Origin of the sequence: Oceanobacillus aidingensis, assembly GCF_042654105.1 — a bacterium.
Lineage (GTDB): Bacteria > Bacillota > Bacilli > Bacillales > Amphibacillaceae > Oceanobacillus > Oceanobacillus oncorhynchi.
The window spans coordinates 59,723-79,508 of the sequence record NZ_JBHSFT010000047.1; the positions used below are offsets into that span (position 1 = coordinate 59,723).

Annotated in this window: 19 protein-coding genes; 17 read left to right on the forward strand and 2 right to left on the reverse strand. The window is 40.9% G+C overall.

Annotation, left to right across the window (positions count from 1 at the left end):
* The first annotated feature begins 34 nt into the window (after positions 1-34).
* The 6 genes from ACFO3P_RS18075 (at position 35) to ACFO3P_RS18100 (ending at position 3,846) form a co-directional block, all read left to right on the forward strand.
* Positions 35-547: a QcrA and Rieske domain-containing protein gene (locus ACFO3P_RS18075; protein WP_042534127.1), complete on the forward strand. Its 513-nt coding sequence runs from the start codon at positions 35-37 to the stop codon at positions 545-547.
* A 6-nt stretch (positions 548-553) separates the two neighbouring features.
* Positions 554-1,228 (forward strand): menaquinol-cytochrome c reductase cytochrome b subunit, encoded by a 675-nt coding sequence (gene qcrB, locus ACFO3P_RS18080; RefSeq protein WP_040981375.1) that lies wholly within the window; start codon positions 554-556, stop codon positions 1,226-1,228.
* A 15-nt stretch (positions 1,229-1,243) separates the two neighbouring features.
* The gene (locus tag ACFO3P_RS18085; RefSeq protein WP_289585160.1) at positions 1,244-2,023 is read left to right on the forward strand and encodes a menaquinol-cytochrome c reductase cytochrome b/c subunit; all 780 of its coding nucleotides are present in this window, start codon (positions 1,244-1,246) and stop codon (positions 2,021-2,023) included.
* Positions 2,024-2,111: 88 nt separating this feature from the next.
* A complete protein-coding gene (gene lhaT, locus ACFO3P_RS18090; RefSeq protein ID WP_042536273.1) occupies positions 2,112-2,690 on the forward strand; it encodes a lipoprotein heptaprenylglyceryl N-acetyltransferase LhaT in 579 nt (192 codons plus the stop codon).
* A gap of 171 nt (positions 2,691-2,861) precedes the next feature.
* Entirely contained in the window at positions 2,862-3,116 is a 255-nt protein-coding gene (locus ACFO3P_RS18095; RefSeq protein ID WP_042534119.1) for a sporulation protein YpjB, read from the forward strand.
* A gap of 55 nt (positions 3,117-3,171) precedes the next feature.
* Positions 3,172-3,846: a zinc metallopeptidase gene (locus tag ACFO3P_RS18100; protein WP_042534117.1), complete on the forward strand. Its 675-nt coding sequence runs from the start codon at positions 3,172-3,174 to the stop codon at positions 3,844-3,846.
* 549 nt (positions 3,847-4,395) lie between these two features.
* Here the strand turns inward: ACFO3P_RS18100 and ACFO3P_RS18105 are convergent.
* Entirely contained in the window at positions 4,396-5,262 is an 867-nt protein-coding gene (locus ACFO3P_RS18105; RefSeq protein ID WP_289585159.1) for a YitT family protein, read from the reverse strand.
* Positions 5,263-5,485: 223 nt separating this feature from the next.
* Here ACFO3P_RS18105 and ACFO3P_RS18110 point away from each other — a divergent pair, with 223 nt between their 5' ends.
* The 11 genes from ACFO3P_RS18110 to nth all read left to right on the forward strand — a co-directional run bounded on the left by ACFO3P_RS18110 (position 5,486) and on the right by nth (position 16,757).
* Positions 5,486-5,839 (forward strand): nucleotide pyrophosphohydrolase, encoded by a 354-nt coding sequence (locus ACFO3P_RS18110; protein ID WP_042534113.1) that lies wholly within the window; start codon positions 5,486-5,488, stop codon positions 5,837-5,839.
* A complete protein-coding gene (gene dapB, locus ACFO3P_RS18115) occupies positions 5,829-6,626 on the forward strand; it encodes a 4-hydroxy-tetrahydrodipicolinate reductase (RefSeq protein WP_289585158.1) in 798 nt (265 codons plus the stop codon). The genes ACFO3P_RS18110 and dapB overlap by 11 nt, the downstream gene beginning before the upstream one ends.
* Positions 6,627-6,659: 33 nt before the next feature.
* The gene (locus ACFO3P_RS18120) at positions 6,660-7,061 is read left to right on the forward strand and encodes a methylglyoxal synthase (RefSeq protein ID WP_042534109.1); all 402 of its coding nucleotides are present in this window, start codon (positions 6,660-6,662) and stop codon (positions 7,059-7,061) included.
* Between the two features lie 15 nt (positions 7,062-7,076).
* Positions 7,077-8,213 (forward strand): N-acetyl-alpha-D-glucosaminyl L-malate synthase BshA, encoded by a 1,137-nt coding sequence (gene bshA / locus ACFO3P_RS18125; RefSeq protein ID WP_042534107.1) that lies wholly within the window; start codon positions 7,077-7,079, stop codon positions 8,211-8,213.
* Positions 8,214-8,217: 4 nt separating this feature from the next.
* The gene (locus ACFO3P_RS18130) at positions 8,218-9,405 is read left to right on the forward strand and encodes a CCA tRNA nucleotidyltransferase (RefSeq protein ID WP_289585157.1); all 1,188 of its coding nucleotides are present in this window, start codon (positions 8,218-8,220) and stop codon (positions 9,403-9,405) included.
* Positions 9,381-10,361, forward strand: a complete 981-nt coding sequence (locus ACFO3P_RS18135) for a biotin--[acetyl-CoA-carboxylase] ligase (RefSeq protein ID WP_289585156.1) — start codon at positions 9,381-9,383, stop codon at positions 10,359-10,361. The genes ACFO3P_RS18130 and ACFO3P_RS18135 overlap by 25 nt, the downstream gene beginning before the upstream one ends.
* 31 nt (positions 10,362-10,392) lie before the next feature.
* Complete coding sequence (gene dinG, locus ACFO3P_RS18140; protein ID WP_289585155.1) at positions 10,393-13,197, forward strand: ATP-dependent DNA helicase DinG; 2,805 nt, start codon at positions 10,393-10,395, stop codon at positions 13,195-13,197.
* Between the two features lie 141 nt (positions 13,198-13,338).
* Positions 13,339-13,854, forward strand: a complete 516-nt coding sequence (locus ACFO3P_RS18145) for a hypothetical protein (protein ID WP_289585154.1) — start codon at positions 13,339-13,341, stop codon at positions 13,852-13,854.
* A gap of 98 nt (positions 13,855-13,952) precedes the next feature.
* Complete coding sequence (gene asnS, locus ACFO3P_RS18150) at positions 13,953-15,245, forward strand: asparagine--tRNA ligase (RefSeq protein WP_042534100.1); 1,293 nt, start codon at positions 13,953-13,955, stop codon at positions 15,243-15,245.
* A gap of 161 nt (positions 15,246-15,406) precedes the next feature.
* A complete protein-coding gene (locus ACFO3P_RS18155) occupies positions 15,407-16,099 on the forward strand; it encodes a DnaD domain-containing protein (protein WP_256704712.1) in 693 nt (230 codons plus the stop codon).
* Between the two features lie 4 nt (positions 16,100-16,103).
* Entirely contained in the window at positions 16,104-16,757 is a 654-nt protein-coding gene (gene nth, locus ACFO3P_RS18160) for an endonuclease III (protein WP_042534096.1), read from the forward strand.
* A gap of 62 nt (positions 16,758-16,819) precedes the next feature.
* Here the strand turns inward: nth and ACFO3P_RS18165 are convergent, their stop codons facing one another.
* Positions 16,820-19,777 carry a transglycosylase domain-containing protein gene (locus ACFO3P_RS18165; RefSeq protein ID WP_193062173.1) on the reverse strand — a complete coding sequence of 986 codons (2,958 nt, stop codon included), beginning with the start codon at positions 19,775-19,777 and terminating at the stop codon, positions 16,820-16,822.
* Positions 19,778-19,786: the final 9 nt, after the last annotated feature.

The window sequence follows — 19,786 nt, forward strand, 5'->3', positions numbered from 1 at the left end:
TCCGTGACTATTTGAACACAGAGGGGGGAAAACCATGAGTGATGAAAAACGCGATATATCCCGCAGACAATTTTTAAATTATACGCTTACAGGCGTAGGGGGCTTTATGGCTGCCGGTTTGCTGATATCACCTGTTCGGATGGCAATCGATCCTGTATTGAAGTCCGGTGAAGGCGGAGATTTTGCAAATGTTGGACTAGAAGTTTCTGAAATCACTTCTGATCCACAGCGTGTCGATTGGACTGTCGATCAGGTAGATGGCTGGTATGAATCAGAAGTAAATCAAACAGCCTGGGTATATCGAAATGATGATGACGAAATTGTTGCCTTTTCCCCAGTTTGTAAACATTTAGGTTGTTTTGTTTCTTGGGAAGGAAATGACGACTATCCAGAGGAGTACTTCTGTCCTTGCCACAATGGCCGTTATTACAAGAATGGGGTGAATGTTCCTGGAACACCGCCATTGCAACCGCTTGATGTTTATGAACAGGAAGAAAGGGATGGCATGCTGTTCCTAGGTAATATTAGACCACATGAGGAGGCGTAATAAACAATGTTACAGAAGATTTATGATTGGATCGATGATCGCATTGATATTACGCCAATATGGCGAGATATTGCCGATCACGAGGTTCCAGAGCACGTTAATCCAGCGCATCACTTTTCCGCATTTGTATACTGTTTTGGCGGATTAACATTCTTTGTAGTAGTAATCCAAATTCTTTCCGGTATGTTTTTAACAATGTATTATGTGCCGGATATTGAAAACGCATGGCAATCTGTTTACTACCTGCAGACAGAAGTAGCACATGCTCAAATTGTCCGCGGTATGCATCACTGGGGCGCTAGTGTCGTTGTCGTAATGCTATTATTACATACTTTACGGGTATTTTTCCAAGGGGCATATAAAAAACCTCGTGAGCTTAACTGGATGGTAGGAGTTCTTATCTTCTTTGTTATTCTGGGACTAGGCTTTACAGGCTACCTGCTTCCTTGGGACAACAAAGCGTACTTTGCGACTCAAGTGGGACTAGAAATCGCGGAACAAGTACCATTTATTGGAGAAGCTCTTAAAACGCTTCTAGCTGGGGATGCTACTATTGTTGGTGCACAAACCCTGACACGTTTCTTTGCAATCCATGTCTTCTTTTTACCGGGAGCATTGTTTGCATTATTAGCAATTCACTTTATCTTAATCCGTAGACAAGGTATTTCCGGACCACTATAAAAAGGAGGGCAACCAATGCATAAGGGTAAAGGTATGAAATTCGTTGGTGATTCTCGGATCACAGCGGAAAGAACATCAAAAATACCAAAAGATTATTCCGAGTATCCTGGTAGAACAGAAGCTTTTTGGCCCAACTTTTTATTAAAAGAATGGTTGGCCGGAGCAGTTTTCCTTGTAGGGTTTTTATGCTTGGTGTTGGCACACCCATCTCCGCTTGAAGGAATGGCTGATCCGACAGATGCAGCATATATCCCGCTGCCAGACTGGTATTTCTTATTCTTGTATGAATTATTAAAGTATCAATTTGCAAGTGGTAATTGGATTATTCTTGGAATTCTTGTTATTCCGGGAATTGGGTTTGGAGCGCTATTCCTTGCTCCATTCTTGGACAACGGTCCTGGGCGCCGTCCGCGTCACCGTCCAATTGCTGTTGGGATGATGCTTTTAGGACTAGCGTCCGTTATTTGGTTAACGTATACTTCTGCAGCACCAGTTGACTGGGAAGAGCGTGCCGAGCAAAACAAACCAATTCCTCCAGGCGAATCTATTGTTGATGAGAGTCACCCTGGATTTGCAGCGTATGAAACAAGCTGTCTAAGCTGTCATGGCGGAGAATTGGAAGGTGGAGCAGGTCCTGCGTTAGTCGGAGGAAATGAGCACACCAAAGAAGAAATTATGGATATTGCTGTCAATGGTATTGGTTCCATGCCTGCCGATCAGTTCCAAGGAACGGATGAAGAACTGGAACAATTAGCAGATTTTATCATTGAAACCAATGAAGCAGCAGCAGAATAAAGAATAGTCAGAAGCACCTTTGTCCACAATAAGGCAAAGGTGCTTTCTCTATTGATGATAATGACAGAAGGGAGAAATTGAATTGAAAATGCTGTCATACATATTATTAGATAAAAAATTTTTGATCCTGCTTTTCATGATAAATTTCCTGGGGACCATCTATGGTTATTACTGGTATGGATCACAATTAGAAATAACTCCGCCGATATTTATTCCGTTTGTCCCGGACAGTCCGACAGCCAGTCTGTTCTTTACGATTTTCCTGTTGTTTTTTATTTTTGGGAAAAACATACCCTACATCGAGGCATTAGCAATTGTTTCTTTATTTAAATACGGCGTCTGGGCCGTCGTTATGAATTTATTAACCGTGGCAACTGGTGGAAATATTGGCGAAGCAGGCTACATGCTGATTGCATCCCATTTAGGAATGGCTATTCAAGGATTGCTTTATGCACCGTATTACAAAATAAAGCTGCGGCATTTAACACTTGCCGGGATTGTTGTGTTACATAATGATATTATTGATTATGTCTTTGGCCAAATGCCTATTTATTCCGATTTAACAGAGTATATGAATGAAATTGGTTATTTTACATTTTGGTTAAGCGTGGTGTCTGTTCTGCTTGCTTATTACCTGACGGTTCACAAGAAACAACGGCATATATAAGAAGCTTCCTGAAGTTAGAGCCCTCAGAATTTCGGGCAAGATATAGCTATTTCCAAAGTATTTATGTTACTATTTCATCTATTCTTACTAATCAGAAAAACCTGACCGTCATACCAAGTCGCCTCTCATCATAAACTTAGAATATACATCAAAAGATCAGAGGTGATCTCTATGGCAGAGAAACTGCTTCGTGTGATGACAATCGGATTCATAGGGATGTTTTACCATGCAAACGATGTTCATGCTGCCTCTATTCCATCAGGAAACATTTACTATAACAGCTTAGCGCCGTCTCCGTTTATTTTAGGTGTCATAATTGTAGGCGGTTGCATTATTGTTACATTATCTTATGTAAGTTGGAAAAAATACAAAGGGGAAAATGCAGGGAATAAGCCGGTCCGCAAAAACGACAAATCAGTTGACTAAAATAGAGATACTGACTAAAATTGACCTTATGATACAGTAATGGGGGTATTAAGAAATGGTCGCTTATTTGATTTATTTTGTCTTATTAATGATTGTACCGATGCTTGCATCAGGAAAAGTAAAAAGCACGTATACAAAGTACTCTAAAAAACCAACATCTTCCGGAATGACGGGCGCAGACGTTGCCAGGAAAATTTTAGATGATAATGGTTTGCATGATGTACAGATTGGAATGGTTAAAGGGGAATTAACAGATCATTATGATCCACGTAAAAAGCAAGTAAACCTTTCTGAAAATAATTACAACGGCAGATCGATGGCTTCTTCTGCTATCGCAGCACATGAAGTAGGCCACGCGATCCAGGATCAGGAAGAGTATGCATTTTTACGCTTTCGAAGTGCTTTAGTTCCAGTAGCAAACTTCGGCTCTAATATTTCTATGTTCTTAATCATTGCGGGTATGCTTATGCAAGCAAGTAATATGCTGCTTCTTGGAATTATCTTCTTCGCAGCTGCAGTGCTTTTCCAATTAGTGACACTGCCAGTTGAGTTTGATGCTTCAAATCGGGCGATGACCCAGATGGTTTCAGCGGGTATTATCCGTAACAATGAAGAACGGGAAACAAAAAAAGTATTAAATGCCGCCGCAATGACCTATGTTGCTGCAGCATTGGTTGCCGTTGCTGAGCTTATCCGCTTTATTCTTATCTTTGCGGCAAATAGAGACTGATATGTAAAAAAAGATGATCCGAAAGGGGTCATCTTTTTTTAGCTAAGGAATAAATATAAATAAAACCAAAAAAATCACTAGTTCTTTAAAATATTGGTATTCTTGCCGGGCAGATGTCCGCTCCGGGAAGCCGCTTTTCGCTGGCAACGTTCAGCCTTCTCGAAAGAAGCCCACTTTCTGCGGGGGCTTCACCTGCTGCTTTTCCCGCAGGAGTCGACAACATCCGCTCCCATCTATGTGGAATTACATTTTTATTTGCTTTTTTACAAAGAAATAACACAAATTCTAGCGATGGTTTTGATGGGGCAAGTAATCGCAATCCCAGTGTGAAGACCCCGCAGAAAAAAGCGAACTCCTTTTTTCTACCCACAGGGCATAAGTGTGACTTTACTTCTGTCTATGCCTATAGGCTTGCCAATCAGCAGGTCTTCTTTGAAGGAGATGAGCTCGGGGCCCACGGAAAGCGTAGTGTATTTCTTATTAGCCAATCATTCAGCTATGTAAGAGAAAGGAGCTAAGGATAATTTCCTAAGCTCCTTTTTATCTTGCCTAATCATTTAACGGCTTTTTATTCTCATCCAATGTGAAACCTTCTCCCATCACCTCATGCACGGTTGTCATCGAAACAAAGGCAGAAGGGTCTGTCTGATTAATGATGTTTTTCATCCGGACAATTTCATTTCGTGCGACTACACAGTAGAGCACATTCCTTTTCTCTTTGGAAAAGCTCCCCTGACCATTTAAAATTGTCACGCCCCGTTCCATTTTTTCCATAATCTGTTCTGCGATTTCTTCACTTTGATTTGAGATGATAAATGCTCCTTTTGCAGCGTATGCGCCTTCCTGAATAAAATCAATCACCCGCGCGCCAACAAATACAGCCAGCAGAGTGTACATTCCTTCAGACAGCTCAAGGAATGTCAGAATAGAAGTGATAATCACAAGAAAGTCAAAGACAAACATCGCTTTTCCGATACTCCAAGAAGTGAATTTGTTAATGATGCGAGCGATAATATCCACTCCGCCGGTTGTCCCGCCAAAGCGGAAAATAATTCCTAATCCAATACCGATAAACACACCTGCAAATAAAGCGACAAGTGTCATATCATCCTCTAATCCAATTTGAATCTGATAGATTTGAAAAATCCAGAGAAAAAGAGACACGGATAAAGTTCCAACCATGGTATAGACAAACGCATTCCTGCCTAGTATTTTCCATCCAATAAAAAATACCGGAATATTAAGGACAATATTCGAGATTGCCGGGTCGATATCCCATAAGAAGAAAAGCAGCAGGGTGATACCTGTAAAACCGCCTTCTCCTAGATTGTGCTGCATATTAAAATGGACAAGTCCAAAGGAAAAGATGGCTGCTCCTATTAAAATAAATACAATATTTTTTACTCGAATCTTCAACTTATTATGCCTCCTTATGTTCACGTTTCAACCGTAAAGCTGACGATGTGCCTATGTATGCAATTCCTAGTATTTACAGCTTGTTTATAGCCAATATCTATTATAGCCAATATAAAATCAAGTAACAATCCGCATACTGTACCAATTAGTTGTCAAAATCCTTGCTTTTAGCTAACATGAAAGAAGAGAAAAAAAGTATATTGATTTTAAAGAGGTGTCAGAAATGGAGAATACCAGCCATACATTAAAAGATGTCCAAAAACGTGTGGATCAATACATATCTCAATTTAAGGAAGGATATTTCTCTCCGCTTGCTTTGATGGCAAGATTATCTGAGGAGACAGGAGAATTAGCAAGAGAAATTAATCATTACCATGGTGAGAAGCCAAAGAAAGCAGAAGAGAAAGAAAATACAGTGGAGGAAGAAGTCGGCGATATGCTTTTTGTATTGGCCTGTTTAGCTAACTCGCTGGATTTTGATTTGTCGGATTCCTTCGAGAAATCGATGCAAAAATTTGAAACAAGAGATAAAAATCGCTGGACAAGAAAAGAGGAGGAAAATAATCATGGCAATTAAAATAATCGTAGCAGGTCCGAGAGGAAGAATGGGAAAAGAAGCAGTCCATATGATTTATGACACAGCTGATTTTGAATTGACTGCTTGTTTAGACCATAAAAATGACGGAAAGAAATTAAGTGATTTAGAAGGCTTTTCAGGTGATTTTAATGCCCCAATCTACACAGACATCGAAAAATGCTTTTCCGAGCAGCAGGCTGATGTATTTGTTGATTTAACGATACCTGAAGTCGGTTATAAACATACAAAAGCAGCTTTGAATCATGGCATTCGTCCAGTGGTAGGAACTACAGGATATACAAATGAGCAGTTAGAAGAGTTAAAACAGCTGGCAAAAGAAAAACAAACCGGGTGTATTATTGCGCCTAATTTTGCTATCGGAGCTGTGTTAATGATGAAATTTGCAAAAATGGCAGCTGCCTATTTTCCGGATGTGGAAATCATTGAAAAGCATCATGATCAAAAATTGGACGCGCCATCCGGTACGGCGAAGAAAACCGCGGAGCTTATTCAGGAATCCAGAAAATCGAAAAAGCAAGGTCATGACGATGAAGAAGAAACCATTAAAGGTGTCCGCGGGGGAGATTTTGATGGCATGCGTATTCACAGTATGCGTCTCCCTGGTCTGGTAGCTCATCAGGAAGTGGTGTTTGGCGGTGCCGGACAAACGTTAACCATCCAGCATGATTCGATGAACAGAGCCTCCTTTATGGACGGCATCAAAGAATGTGTCCACCAGGTCATGGATTTGGACGAGCTTATTTATGGTTTAGAAAATATTTTATAAGAAATAACAGATATAAATAAAGGGGGAGCCGTCATGAATGTTGCATTAATTGCGCACGATAAGAAAAAAGAAGATATGGTCGAGTTTACAACTGCTTATACACATGTACTAAAGAATCATCACTTATTTGCTACAGGAACAACAGGGACCCGGATTATGGAGTCAACAGGTCTTTCGGTCCATCGTTTTAAATCTGGTCCGCTTGGCGGCGATCAGCAGATAGGCAGTATGATTGCAGAGAATAAAATGGACATGGTTATTTTCTTTCGGGATCCGTTGACTGCCCAGCCGCATGAGCCTGATATCAGCGCGTTAATGCGGTTATGTGATGTGTATCAAATTCCTTTAGCGACCAATATTGCCGGCGGGGAAATTTTCATGCACGGGCTGAATCGGGGCGATTTTCAGTGGAGAGAAATCGTGAAGGAAGATTAAGAAAGAAGGGGAATTGTGAAGAAAATAGGAATTACATGCTATCCAACCATTGGCGGTTCAGGAGTAATCGCTACAGAATTAGGTAAGAAATTAGCGGAAAAGGGTCATGAAATACATTTTATCACCTCCAGTATGCCCTTTCGTTTAGAAAAAGTGTATGTGAATGTGTATTATCATCAGGTAGAGATGAGTCATTACCCTGTATTTCAATATCCGCCTTATGATTTAGCTTTAGCTGCCAAGATGGCAGAGGTGATCGACCGCGAAAAATTGGATATTCTTCATGTTCATTATGCGATGCCGCATGCTATTTGCGGTATTTTAGCAAGAGATATGGCGAAGCACCCTGTAAAAATTGTCACTACCTTACATGGAACAGATATTACTATACTGGGCATAGATAACACGTTAAAGCCTATTATCCGTCATGGTATCGAACAATCCGATGCAGTTACCGTTGTTTCAGAAAGCTTGCGTAAACAAACTGTAGACATGCTGGATATCCAGAAAGAAATGGATGTAATTTATAACTTTATTAATGAAAATGAATACTACCCCCAAAAAGGGGCGGAGCTGCGCAGCCAATTTCAGATAAATGCTTCTGACAAAATTATGATTCATATCTCGAACTTTCGGAAGGTAAAACGGGTCCAAGATATCATAGATACCTTTAAAATAGTTAATGAAAGCATTCCTTCCAAATTATTATTAATTGGTGACGGCCCGGAATATTCGGATATGGTTCAGCATGTTAATGAATTAGGGCTGAAAACAGAAGTACATTTTCTGGGGAAACAAAATAATGTCAGTGATATACTGGCAATGGCAGATGTAATGCTGCTTATGTCTGAAAAAGAGAGCTTCGGGCTAGTATTATTAGAAGCGATGGCTTGCGGCGTGGCTGGGATTGGAACCAATGTCGGTGGTATTCCTGAAGTATTGACCCATGATAAAACAGGGTATATTGTAGAGCTTGGAGATATCGAACAGGCTGCATCATACGCTATTGAGCTTTTATCAGATCCGGAGAAGCAACACCAATTTTCAGAAGCAGCTATCGAGCATGTGCGGAATCATTTTGCATCCGCAAAGATTGTTAACCAATATGAAGCTTTATACGACAAGGTTTTAGAAGAAGGGAAAAGAGGCTAGAAGCATGCTACCATCTATTTTCCATAAGGCAGCAAACATAATTTCCATCATAGAAGAGCATCATTACGAAGCATACTTCGTCGGCGGCTGTGTACGCGATTATATTATCGGCCGTCCTATTCATGATGTAGATATTGCATCATCAGCTTTCCCTTCGGAAATACAAGCAATTTTCCCGAAGGTCATCCCGGTGGGAATCGAGCATGGTACTGTGATTGTCCGGTATGAACAGGAATCTTTTGAAGTAACTACTTACCGGACAGAAGGGACCTATACAGATCACCGCCGGCCGGATGAAGTTCATTTTGTCCGCGATATAAAAGAAGACTTAAAACGCAGAGATTTTACCATGAATGCCATTGCCATGGATGCCAATGGCAAGGTATTAGACCCTTTTGGAGGAAGAGAGGACATTGCCGGCAGACGAATCCAGACGGTAGGTGATGCAGCAGACCGGTTCAAAGAGGATGCTTTGCGCATTATCCGTGCGCTGCGTTTTTCCAGCCAACTAGGGTTTTCCATTGAAGTTAATACAAAAGAAGCTATGAAAAGCTGCAGAGCATTAATAGATAAATTAGCAGTGGAACGGTTAACCGTTGAATTAGAAAAATTATGTGCTGGTGCTTATTTTAGCAAAGCAGTGGAGTATATTTTTGAATTAGAGCTCTATCACCACCTGCCTATTTTTAAAGACACTCCGCTGCTGTTAAAGGAAATAGAACCTGTTGCTTCGCTTGCTCCTGTTTTTGCCTTTGTCGAGCTAAATAGTGAGTCTATCACAGCAGCAGACTGTACCAAGGCCTATAAATGTTCCAATCAATTAAAGCAGCAAGCACACGCGCTTGTAGATGCATATCATCGCTATAAAGAGAATGGAATAGATGCCTGGTTTGTCTATCAGCTGCCAAGGAAACAGTGGGACTTTTTCATATACTTAGTAAAACAGACAGATAAGAAAATCATCGATATAGAAGTATTTTATTCTATCCGGAAGAAGCTTCCTATTTTATCTAAAAAAGAGCTTTGCGTGAATGGATATGATTTAATGAAATGGTTTCCTGAACGTCCAAAAGGTAAATGGATAAAGCAGCAATTAGATGCAATAGAATATCAAATTGTTACCTCCAAGCTGGCAAATGAAAAATCGAAAATAAAGGACTGGATACAATGGAATCTACCCGTTCAAGATTAATCAAACTATTATCCGAAAATAAAATGAGCTACATCTCTGGCCAAGCGCTCTCTGAACAATTAGGCATTTCCCGGAATGCAATCTGGAAGCATATGAAGGATTTGGAAAGTGATGGCTATCATATTGATGCGAAAAGAAGTCAGGGCTACCGGATTGTTTCGTTTCCGGATAAAGTCAGCAGTAATACGATCCGCTGGGGTTTGGAAACAAAATGGATGGGGCATCATATTATTCATAAAGAGGCAACATCGTCGACTCAAATCATTGGACACGAAGCAGCACGGGACAATGCTCCGGATGGCACGATCATCATTGCAGAGGAACAGACAGCAGGCAGAGGAAGAATGAAAAAGAATTGGTTTTCGGATAAAGAAGGTTTATGGGCGACCCTCCTGCTCAGACCGCCTATTCCACCAAATAAAGCTTCCGAACTGACGCTGTTAACAGCAGTTGCTTTAAGAAAAGCACTCCATCAGCTGACCGGATTACCCATCGGTATCAAATGGCCGAATGATTTATTGATCGGAGATAAAAAACTCTGCGGTATTTTAACAGAAATGCAGGGAGAGCAAGACCGAATCAATTATGTTTTAATTGGTATCGGCTTAAATGTGAATCAGGATGAAGCGAGCTGGGATGCTTCCATTCGGGATATTGCAACCTCCTTAAAAAGAGAGTCCGGGAACAGCTGGGATAAGATTAAAATCGTTCAGACAATATTAAAGCATTTTGAAAATACATATGAGATGTATTTAAACTATGGTTTTAAAGCTATTAAATCGGAATGGGAAGAACATGCCTTTAAAATAGATGAAAATATTAAAATCAAAACATTTCATGAAGAGTGGACCGGCCGATTTTTAGGGATTACTGACGAAGGAGCCCTGATTGTGGAATCAGCGGAAGGCAGTCCTGTAACGCTCTATTCTGCTGAAATCACATGGTTTGACCGCTAGAAAAAATAAAAATTAGATTGGAGGTGATCTGTTGCGATATGTTGTGATTGACCTGGAGACGACCGGAAATTCTCCGTCAAAGTCGGGAAAAATAATTGAGATAGGCATGGTTGCGATTGAAAATGATGAAATTAAAGAAACAAAGACGACCTTATTAAATCCGAATCAGCCTATCCCTCCATTTATTTCTCATCTGACAGGGATTCATGATGAAGAAGTAAAGGACGCCCCGTTATTTAGCGATGAAGCGGAAGAAATCACCCGGATTTTAAAGGACAGTTATATTGTTGCACATAATGCCGCCTTTGATGTCGGCTTTCTCAATATGGAATTAACGTCGAACGGTTATCCCGAATTAAAAAATCAGGTTCTGGACACAGTGGAGCTGTCGAGAATATTATTCCCGAGTATATCCAGTTATAAATTGAGTCATCTGGCTGCGCATTTCGAGCTGCATCATGACGATCCGCACCGTGCTTTATCAGATGCGTATGTAACGGCAAAGCTATTTATGAAGTTAAAAGAGAAATTAGATCATCTCCCATATGAAACGTTATTTAAACTAAAAAATCTCGAAGAAAAACTGCAATCCGACTTAGCGGCTATCCTGGATAACCGCCTGGAAGAAATAGCATTCCGAGAGCATCCGGATAAGCAAATAAAGCATTATCAGGGTCTTGCTTTTCGTATGTCTGAAAAAGAGATGAAATCTGATGCGCAGATAGACATATCGTTCGGAGAATACTTAGATGCCGTTTATGAAGAGCAGGGATCGCTTTCGAGAGCCTTTTCTTCCTATGAGCCAAGGAAAGGGCAGCGGCAAATGTCAGAGACGATTTATGATGCCTTTTCTGCAAAAAAACATGCGTTTATCGAAGCGGGCACCGGCACAGGAAAATCTTTAGCTTATTTATTGCCAGCTGTTTACCAGGCTGTTAACCAACGTGAACGCCTCGTCATCAGCACGTATACAACTCAATTGCAGAGCCAGCTGCTGGAAGAAGAAATTCCTTTATTAAGGAAAATTATCACAAGCCCTTTTAAAGTGGCTTTAATGAAAGGAAAAAATCATTACTTAAATTTAGAGAAGTTTCTTTATGAGCTTGATTACGGTCCAAAGGATAATTATGATTTTGTCCTGACAAAAGCGATATTACTTGTATGGATCACGGAGACAGAAACAGGGGATATTGATGAGATTCAACTGCCGGCAGGGGGCTATATTTTCTTCCAGAAGGTTTCTGCTGATGTAGAGAAAATAATGAACCCAAAATCGCCCTGGTTTCACCATTCCTATTATCAGCTGGCCAGACGAAGGGCACAAAAAGCTGATGTTGTCATTACGAATCACGCCTTGCTTTGTACGGATATGTTTAATGACTATGCTTTTTTACCAAGCTATCAAAAGGCCATTATCGATGAGGCGCATCATTTTGAAGAAACAGCATCCCATCATTACGGGCTAAAATTGGATTACATACAAATGCAATTTACATGTAATTATTTAGGGACAGCTGATGAGGATAAACAATTCAGTTCCGTTCTGAAAGCTTCTGATATAGGACAAAGAGAAGCATTAGCTCATAAATGGAATACAGCTATCAGAGAAGCGAAGTATGATATTGACGAACTTTTTCATCTGATTGAGCGCTTTGTCAGGTCACAGCAGAAGAACGATAAAGCAACCAGTGATTTGGGAAGAGTCCAATATCGTATCAAGCCGGAAACCTATCAGCAGGATTCCTGGCAGCTTGCTCAGGATATGGCGGCACGATTGCGTATGCATTTTCAGAGGCTGTTGGAAGTTTTATCTCAATTAATGGATGCATATTCCGTGGACAATGGAGATGAAAAACAATTTCTGGAAGATATCGGTCAAATGCAGGATGCGTTAGTAAAATATATAGAAGATTTAAAAGTGATGTTCCAGGAACAAAATGAGGTAGCATTGATTAAATGGGCTGAAGTAGATTTAAAAGGAAAGCATCATAGTGTATTCCTTTACAGTGAGCCGGCGGATATCGCGCCGATACTGGCTGAAGAATTTTTCTCCCAAAAAGAGAGTATCATCTTCACCAGTGCGACATTAACAATGGGAAGCTCCTTTACATTTATAAAAGAAAGATTAGGTGTAGCTGAGCAAGATTTATTAACAGAGCAAATTGCTTCCCCGTTTCAGTATGATAAACAGGTGCAATTGTTGATTCCAACTGATTTTCCAGATATTAAATATGGAAACATTGATGATTTTGTTTATGCTGTATGTGAAGCAATCTTGTCGCTGGCAGAGATTACTTCAGGCAGAATGCTTGTCTTGTTTACCTCCTATGACATGCTGAAAAAGGCAAATGATTTGTTAAAGGAAATGATGACAGAGCAGCAATACGTCATTATTGCCCAGGGAGTGACAAGCGGAAGCCGAAGCAGGTTAAAGAAAAATTTTCAATCCTATGATCAGGCAATCCTGCTTGGAACAAGCTCTTTCTGGGAGGGCGTAGATATACCAGGAGAGGATTTATCGGCGCTTGTAATGGCAAGGCTGCCTTTTCAGCCGCCAAACCATCCTGTTTTTGAAGCGAAGTCGCATCAGATGAAAGAAGAAGGAAAAAATCCGTTTATGAACCTGTCCTTGCCACAGGCAGTTATTAAATTTAAACAAGGTTTTGGGCGGTTAATCCGTTCCTCAGAAGACAGAGGAATTGTATTTATTTGCGATGGACGGATTAAAACAGCTAAATACGGGAAATACTTTTTGGAATCCATCCCCTCCGTACCTGTTCATTATGAAGCAACACGGCATTTGATAAGTAATGCCGAAGAATGGTTTCATCAATAAATAAGAACAGCTGCTCATCAGCGGGAATATTTCCTCCCCGGTGATGCAAAGTTATTTTTTAACGGTATTTGTTTACAGAAACCGCACATCTAGGTATAGTAAATGATGAAAGATAATCTTAGAAGAAACGGATGGAATGACATGAGGGAATCAAAAAATAGATGGGTATTATGGACATTGATTATAATCACAGTCCTCTTGCTTATCGGAATAGGCTACAGCATTTATTTATATCAAATAATCAACGATAGCCGGACAGCAGGATTTGATAACACGAAAAATCAAATAGAATCGCAGACCTCTTATCAAAATGTTCATTCGATACAGGGCTACTATGGGGAAAATAATTACCACGTATTTTATGCGAGTAATGAAGACAATGAGGAGCGTCTTGTTTTTCTCCCGTTAGAAGGGGAGGAACGTGAATTAATTGCGATTGATACGGAGGATATGATGAGTGAAGAGGCTATCATAGATTCCTGGTCATCCAGCTGTGATACATGCCGCTTTGCAGATATCAGCCCTGCCTATGAAGATGGTCAGGCTCTGTGGGAAATTACGTATCATGATAAAGATAATCGGTTTGTCATGGATTATTATTCGATTGATGGACAGAGTCTGGAAGAAAGATACACGTACGATAAAATGTTCCCATAAGCGGATGAAGCTGCCGGAAAACAGTAAAAGAATCATCTTTTTTAGCAGAAAGACACAACAAATAAGAAACGTTTAATAACAAGTTGGAGGATTTTAAGATGAAGATAACAATTCAAGAAGCACCGAAACACGTAAACGAGGAGGTAACCATTGGCGGCTGGCTGGCAAATAAACGATCAAGCGGCAAAATTGCTTTCTTACAGCTTCGTGATGGTACCGGATTTATGCAAGGTGTGGTTGTGAAAAGTGATGTTTCGGAGGAAGTATTCTCAGATGCTAAAAATCTGACGCAAGAGACATCTTTATATGTTACCGGAAAGATTGTAGAAGATACGCGCTCTGATTTCGGCTATGAAATGCAGGTAAGTCATCTGGAGGTTATTCATGAAGCAACAGATTACCCGATTACGCCAAAAAATCATGGCACGGAATTCCTGATGGATCATCGTCATTTATGGCTTCGTTCTAAAAAGCAGCACGCCGTTATGAAGATTCGCAACGAGATTATCCGGGCTACCTATGAATTCTTTAATACGAACGGTTTTGTAAAGGTGGACCCGCCTATTTTAACCGGTTCCTCTGCTGAAGGTACAACCGAGCTTTTCCATACGAAATATTTCGATGAAGAAGCCTATTTATCTCAAAGCGGACAGCTTTATATGGAAGCAGCGGCAATGGCATTAGGGAAAGTATTTTCATTTGGGCCGACGTTCCGCGCAGAAAAGTCAAAAACAAGAAGGCATTTGATTGAATTTTGGATGATTGAACCAGAAATGGCATTTATGGACCACGAAGACAGCTTGCAGGTACAGGAAAACTATGTCAGCTTCATTGTACAGTCTGTGTTAGCGAACTGTAATTTAGAACTGAAAATATTAGAAAGAGATACATCTAAACTCGAGAAAATCACAGCTCCATTCCCGCGTATCAGCTATGATGATGCAGTAGAATTCTTAAAGGAAAAAGGCTTCGATGACATCGAATGGGGAGAAGATTTCGGTGCGCCGCATGAAACAGCAATTGCCGAAAGCTATGATAAGCCTGTTTTCATTACAAATTACCCGAAAGACATCAAGGCTTTCTATATGAAGCCGGACCCGGAACGTTCCGATGTTGTGCTATGTGCTGACTTGATTGCTCCGGAAGGCTATGGAGAGATTATCGGCGGATCACAACGTATTGATGACCTGGAATTAATGGAGCGCCGTTATGAAGAGCATGGACTTACTGGACCAGCGTATGCATGGTACTTGGAACTTCGCAAATATGGCAGTGTTCCGCACAGCGGATTCGGCTTAGGCCTGGAAAGAACGGTAGCCTGGTTATCCGGAGTAGAACATGTTCGCGAAACGATTCCATTCCCAAGACTGCTGAATCGTTTATACCCTTAAAAAAGCTTTAAGTGTCATATCAGAGGCGTTGGAACCTCTGTTTTACAAATACGCAATCCCTGGATTACGTTATGATTATCCATAAATCCCTTGCTCGTAAGCGAGGGGTTTTTCCTATCTTCATTATGAAAAAATGCTATACTGTTATCTGAGGTGCTAGAATGAATAAAAAAATAAATTACCAAGAAATTATCCAAGATCAAATGACTGTATCCAAAAAATTGCTAACAACTTATTACGAATTAGGTCTAAATGAAACAGAACTTATTTTACTCATACAGATTACCCGTTTTGCTGATGAAGGAAACCATTTTCCAACCCCTTTTGAATTGGCCCAATCAGGGAGTTTTTCAGAAGAAGAGGCGGCCCGTATGCTGCGAAAATTAGTACAGAAAGGGTTTCTGTCTATTGAAAAAAATGATTCTGAGCAGACGCCTATCAGTGAATCATATTCTCTAGAACCATTAATGGAAAAATTATATGAGGAAGATGCCGCTGTAGTTAATCGTGATGAAGAAAACATAGGGAATATCTTTATTTTATTTGAACAGGAATTTGGAAGACCTTTGTCGCCATTTGAAATAGAAACTATTAACAGCTGGCTGGATGAGGACGGAATAGAACCATCATTAATAAAAGCAGGGCTGCGTGAATCGGTACTTATGAGCAAGTTAAATTTCAAATACATTGACCGTATTTTAAGAGAATGGAAGAAAAAAGGGATCCACACAGTACAGGACGCCAGAAAAGCAAGTCAGCAATTTCATCAGGGCAAATCAGATAATAATCATCAAACCAATACACGTCCTAAAAGAGATACATCCTTTTATTATAATTGGCTGGAAGGAGATTGAGTTTATGCTGAATAATACACAAATTAGAGAATGTTTAGATGCCATGGCAGAAATGTTTCCAGATGCAGAGGGGGAGCTTGTGCATTCTAATCCCTTTGAGTTAGTTATTGCTGTTTTGCTTTCTGCACAATGTACAGATAAATTGGTTAACAAGGTAACAGCAGATTTGTTCCAAAAATATAAAACACCGGAGGATTATCTTGCGGTGCCATTAGAAGAAGTGGAAAATGATATACGTTCTATTGGTTTATACCGGTCCAAGGCAAAAAATATCCAAAAGCTTTGCCGGACATTAATTGATAATTATAATGGGGAAGTCCCGAAAACGAAAGACGAATTGGTTAAACTTGCCGGTGTCGGCAGAAAAACAGCAAATGTCGTTGCTTCTGTTGCTTTTAATGAACCGTCAATTGCCGTGGATACCCATGTGGAACGGGTATCCAAGCGCTTAGGTATTTGCAGATGGAAGGACAGTGTTGTAGAAGTAGAAAACACACTGATGCGCAAGGTCCCAAGAGATGAATGGAGTGTCACACATCATCGGATGATTTTCTTTGGGCGCTATCATTGTAAAGCCAGGAATCCCAATTGTCCCGAGTGTCCATTATTGTATCTCTGCAGAGAGGGAAAAAAGCGGATGAAGAAAATAGAGGTATGAGCTCCTTAGAAAAAACAATAAAAAATAATCCCGGCCCATCAAAAAGGACCGGGATTATTTTTTTATTCCTCTGTGTTTTCTTCATCATTGCCATTGTTGTTGTCTGATTCGTTCTGAGGCGCAGGGTCATCCGTGCTTTCCTCATCGGAATTGCTTTCTTCCTGCGGCGCTTCCTGATTATCTGAATCCCCGTTGCTGTCACCATTATCGGAGGAATCATTATTTTCTTCTTCATTCCCATTATTTGAATCATTATCATCTGTGTTCGTATCTTCGGATGAATCCGATTCAGAGTCAGAGCCCGAATCGGAATCGGATTCGGAGCCAGAATCAGATTCCGATTCTTCCTCGTTCTCATCTTCTGGAGGCTCTTCCTCTTCCGTTTCTTCTTCGTCTTCTTCCTCTTCTGCTTCAGGCACAGTCACGCTTGTAGATGAAGAAGGGCCGCGGAGATCGCTGTTTTCTTCACTTATTGGCGTGACGGAAATATTGTAGTCGCCTGGGGTAACTCCGCTTACGTTGATACTATTTGAGCCTACATTTTCAGTATCTCCATTTACGCTTACTTCAAAGTTAGCGGATGGGCCATCATAGCCCCATGAAACATTAATGGTTTCATTTCCGTCATATTCAGCGGAAAGACCGCTCACTCCTGGTATTTCTTCGTCTTCTTCCTCTTCTTCGTCATCCTCGCCGCCAGGTACTTGAACAGTTGTTGTAGCTGGATCACTGCTTAATGAGCCTCTTTCGGCTATAACCTGTATCGTATACTCTGCGCCTTCTTCCACATCCGAAATTTCCATAGATGTGTCACTGGTAGAAGAGAGGGACTGCATACTGCCGCCATCAATGCTGGCACTTACGTCGAAATTAACATCTTCTTCCGAATCAGTATCATAATCCCAAGAGACTTCAATGGAATTATTGTCTTCATTATAGCTTCCAGACAGCCCGCTTACGGCGTCCAGCTCTTCATAGCGTTCAGACACTTGACTTGGTTCATGTCCCTTAACAAATAACTCAGTCACTTTGCTATCACTTGGTGTACTGTCACTTGCCAAGGCAGCCGGATTGGTTCCTTTTTCGATGGCTAACTCAACGACGGAGTCAGGACGGGTAAAGTCAGGCGTATCGATTCCTTCTGATAAATGACTCATTGTCTGTCTGAATATTTGCTGAGACAGGGTAGTATCCTGAAGCGGTACACGGCCGCCGCCTTCTGAATCATAACCGCCAGTCCACGCTGCGATTGTATAGTTTGTTGTATAGCCGACAAACCAGGCGTCCCGGCTTCCTTCTTGGCCATCCATTGTCGTTGTTCCGGTCTTACCGGCAACGTCCAGTCCAGGCACTGCTGCATTTGTACCAGTACCAGAGCTGACCACAGATTTAAGCATATCGGTTACCATATAAGCTGTATAATCTTCCATCACTTGTTCAGACTCCGGTGTTAAATCAATTTCCCGGCCATCTGAGAATTCTACTTTGGTTACAGCGTACGGCTCTGTGTAATTACCTTCATTCCCAAATGCGCTATATGCTCCTGCCATTTGCATCGGGGTAACTTCTGTTTCTGTCCCGCCAATTGCTTCACGGAGATCAAGGTAATCTGAATCAAATTCAAAGCCCAGATTTTCAGCAAATTCCTTAGAATTTTCAGGACCGACTTCTTCCATCAGTTTTACTGCTGGGACATTTAACGATTGCTGCAGTGCATATCTCGCAGTTACCCAGCCGTTATAGGTTCTAGTGGCATTCCTTATTGGATTCGAACCTTCAATTTCATAAGGGCCTTCATCATCTAACTGATGGTACGTTGACATTTGATTATATTCAATCGCCGGTCCATAAGACATAATCGGTTTTGCAGTGGAACCAGCCTGTGTTGTACCTCTTGTAGCATAATTAAAACCGCCTTCGTTATTCAGACTGCCGCCGATTGCTTGGATAGCACCGGATTGTGTATCTAATACAACCATGGCTCCCTGTGTATTATCAGGGTAACTGATTGACGATTCTTCCTCATCAAGCAGGCTTTCAACATATGGCTGTGCATCGGGATCAAGCGTTGTATATACTTTCAACCCATCCGCATCAAGCTCTACATCGTCTAGTTTTTCGTCGATTTCTTGACGAACCTGATCAATAAATGCATCGTATGGTGTCGGATCAGGACGATCTTCTGTTAATAGAGAAGTAACATCGACACTTCTTGCCTCATCTGCCTCTGCTTCTGTAATCTTGCCATGGCGCACCATTAAATTTAATACGGTGTTCATTCGTTCTTCCGTCAATTCCGGATTTTCAAATGGGTTATAGGCTGTCGGCCGCTGCGGCAAACCAGCTAAAATAGCAGCTTCCGGCAAAGTAAGATCATTTAAATCCTCTTTTCCAAAATAGGTTTCTGCTGCCTGAGCAACACCATAGGAATGACTGCCGTAAAAAATACTGTTTAAGTACATTTCCATGATTTCTTCTTTGCTATATTGTCTTTCCAGCTTCATTGCCATCCACATTTCCTGGACTTTAATGCTTATTTTCTTTTCATTACTTAAAAATGCACGTTCTACTACCTGCTGTGTAATGGTACTTGCACCTTGAGAGCCAAATCCGCCGGTAAAGTTCCCGCGAATCGCTCCGCCGATACGTCTGACATCGATTCCGTTATGGTCAAAAAAGCGGACATCCTCTGTAGCTGTGACAGCATCGATAAGTAAATCCGGCAGTTCTTCAAATCTTACTTCCTGCCTTTTTTCATCTGAACTTAAATTGGCAAATTGATCGCCATTTTTATCGTAAAGGGTTGAAGCAAAAGGAACGGTTAACTGCTCTTCATCAATATCCGGTGCGGTTGCAATCCAATAGGCACCGACAGCAGTGCCGCTTAAGAATAAAATCAATAATAATAACAAAGTAATTTTAATGATTTTTTTCCAAATCGGCTGTTTCTTTTTCTTCTTTGTTTTCTTTCCTTGCTGCTTTCTTCTAGCAGCTCTTGTTTGGCTCGTTTGATCTGCCATTTTTTATAC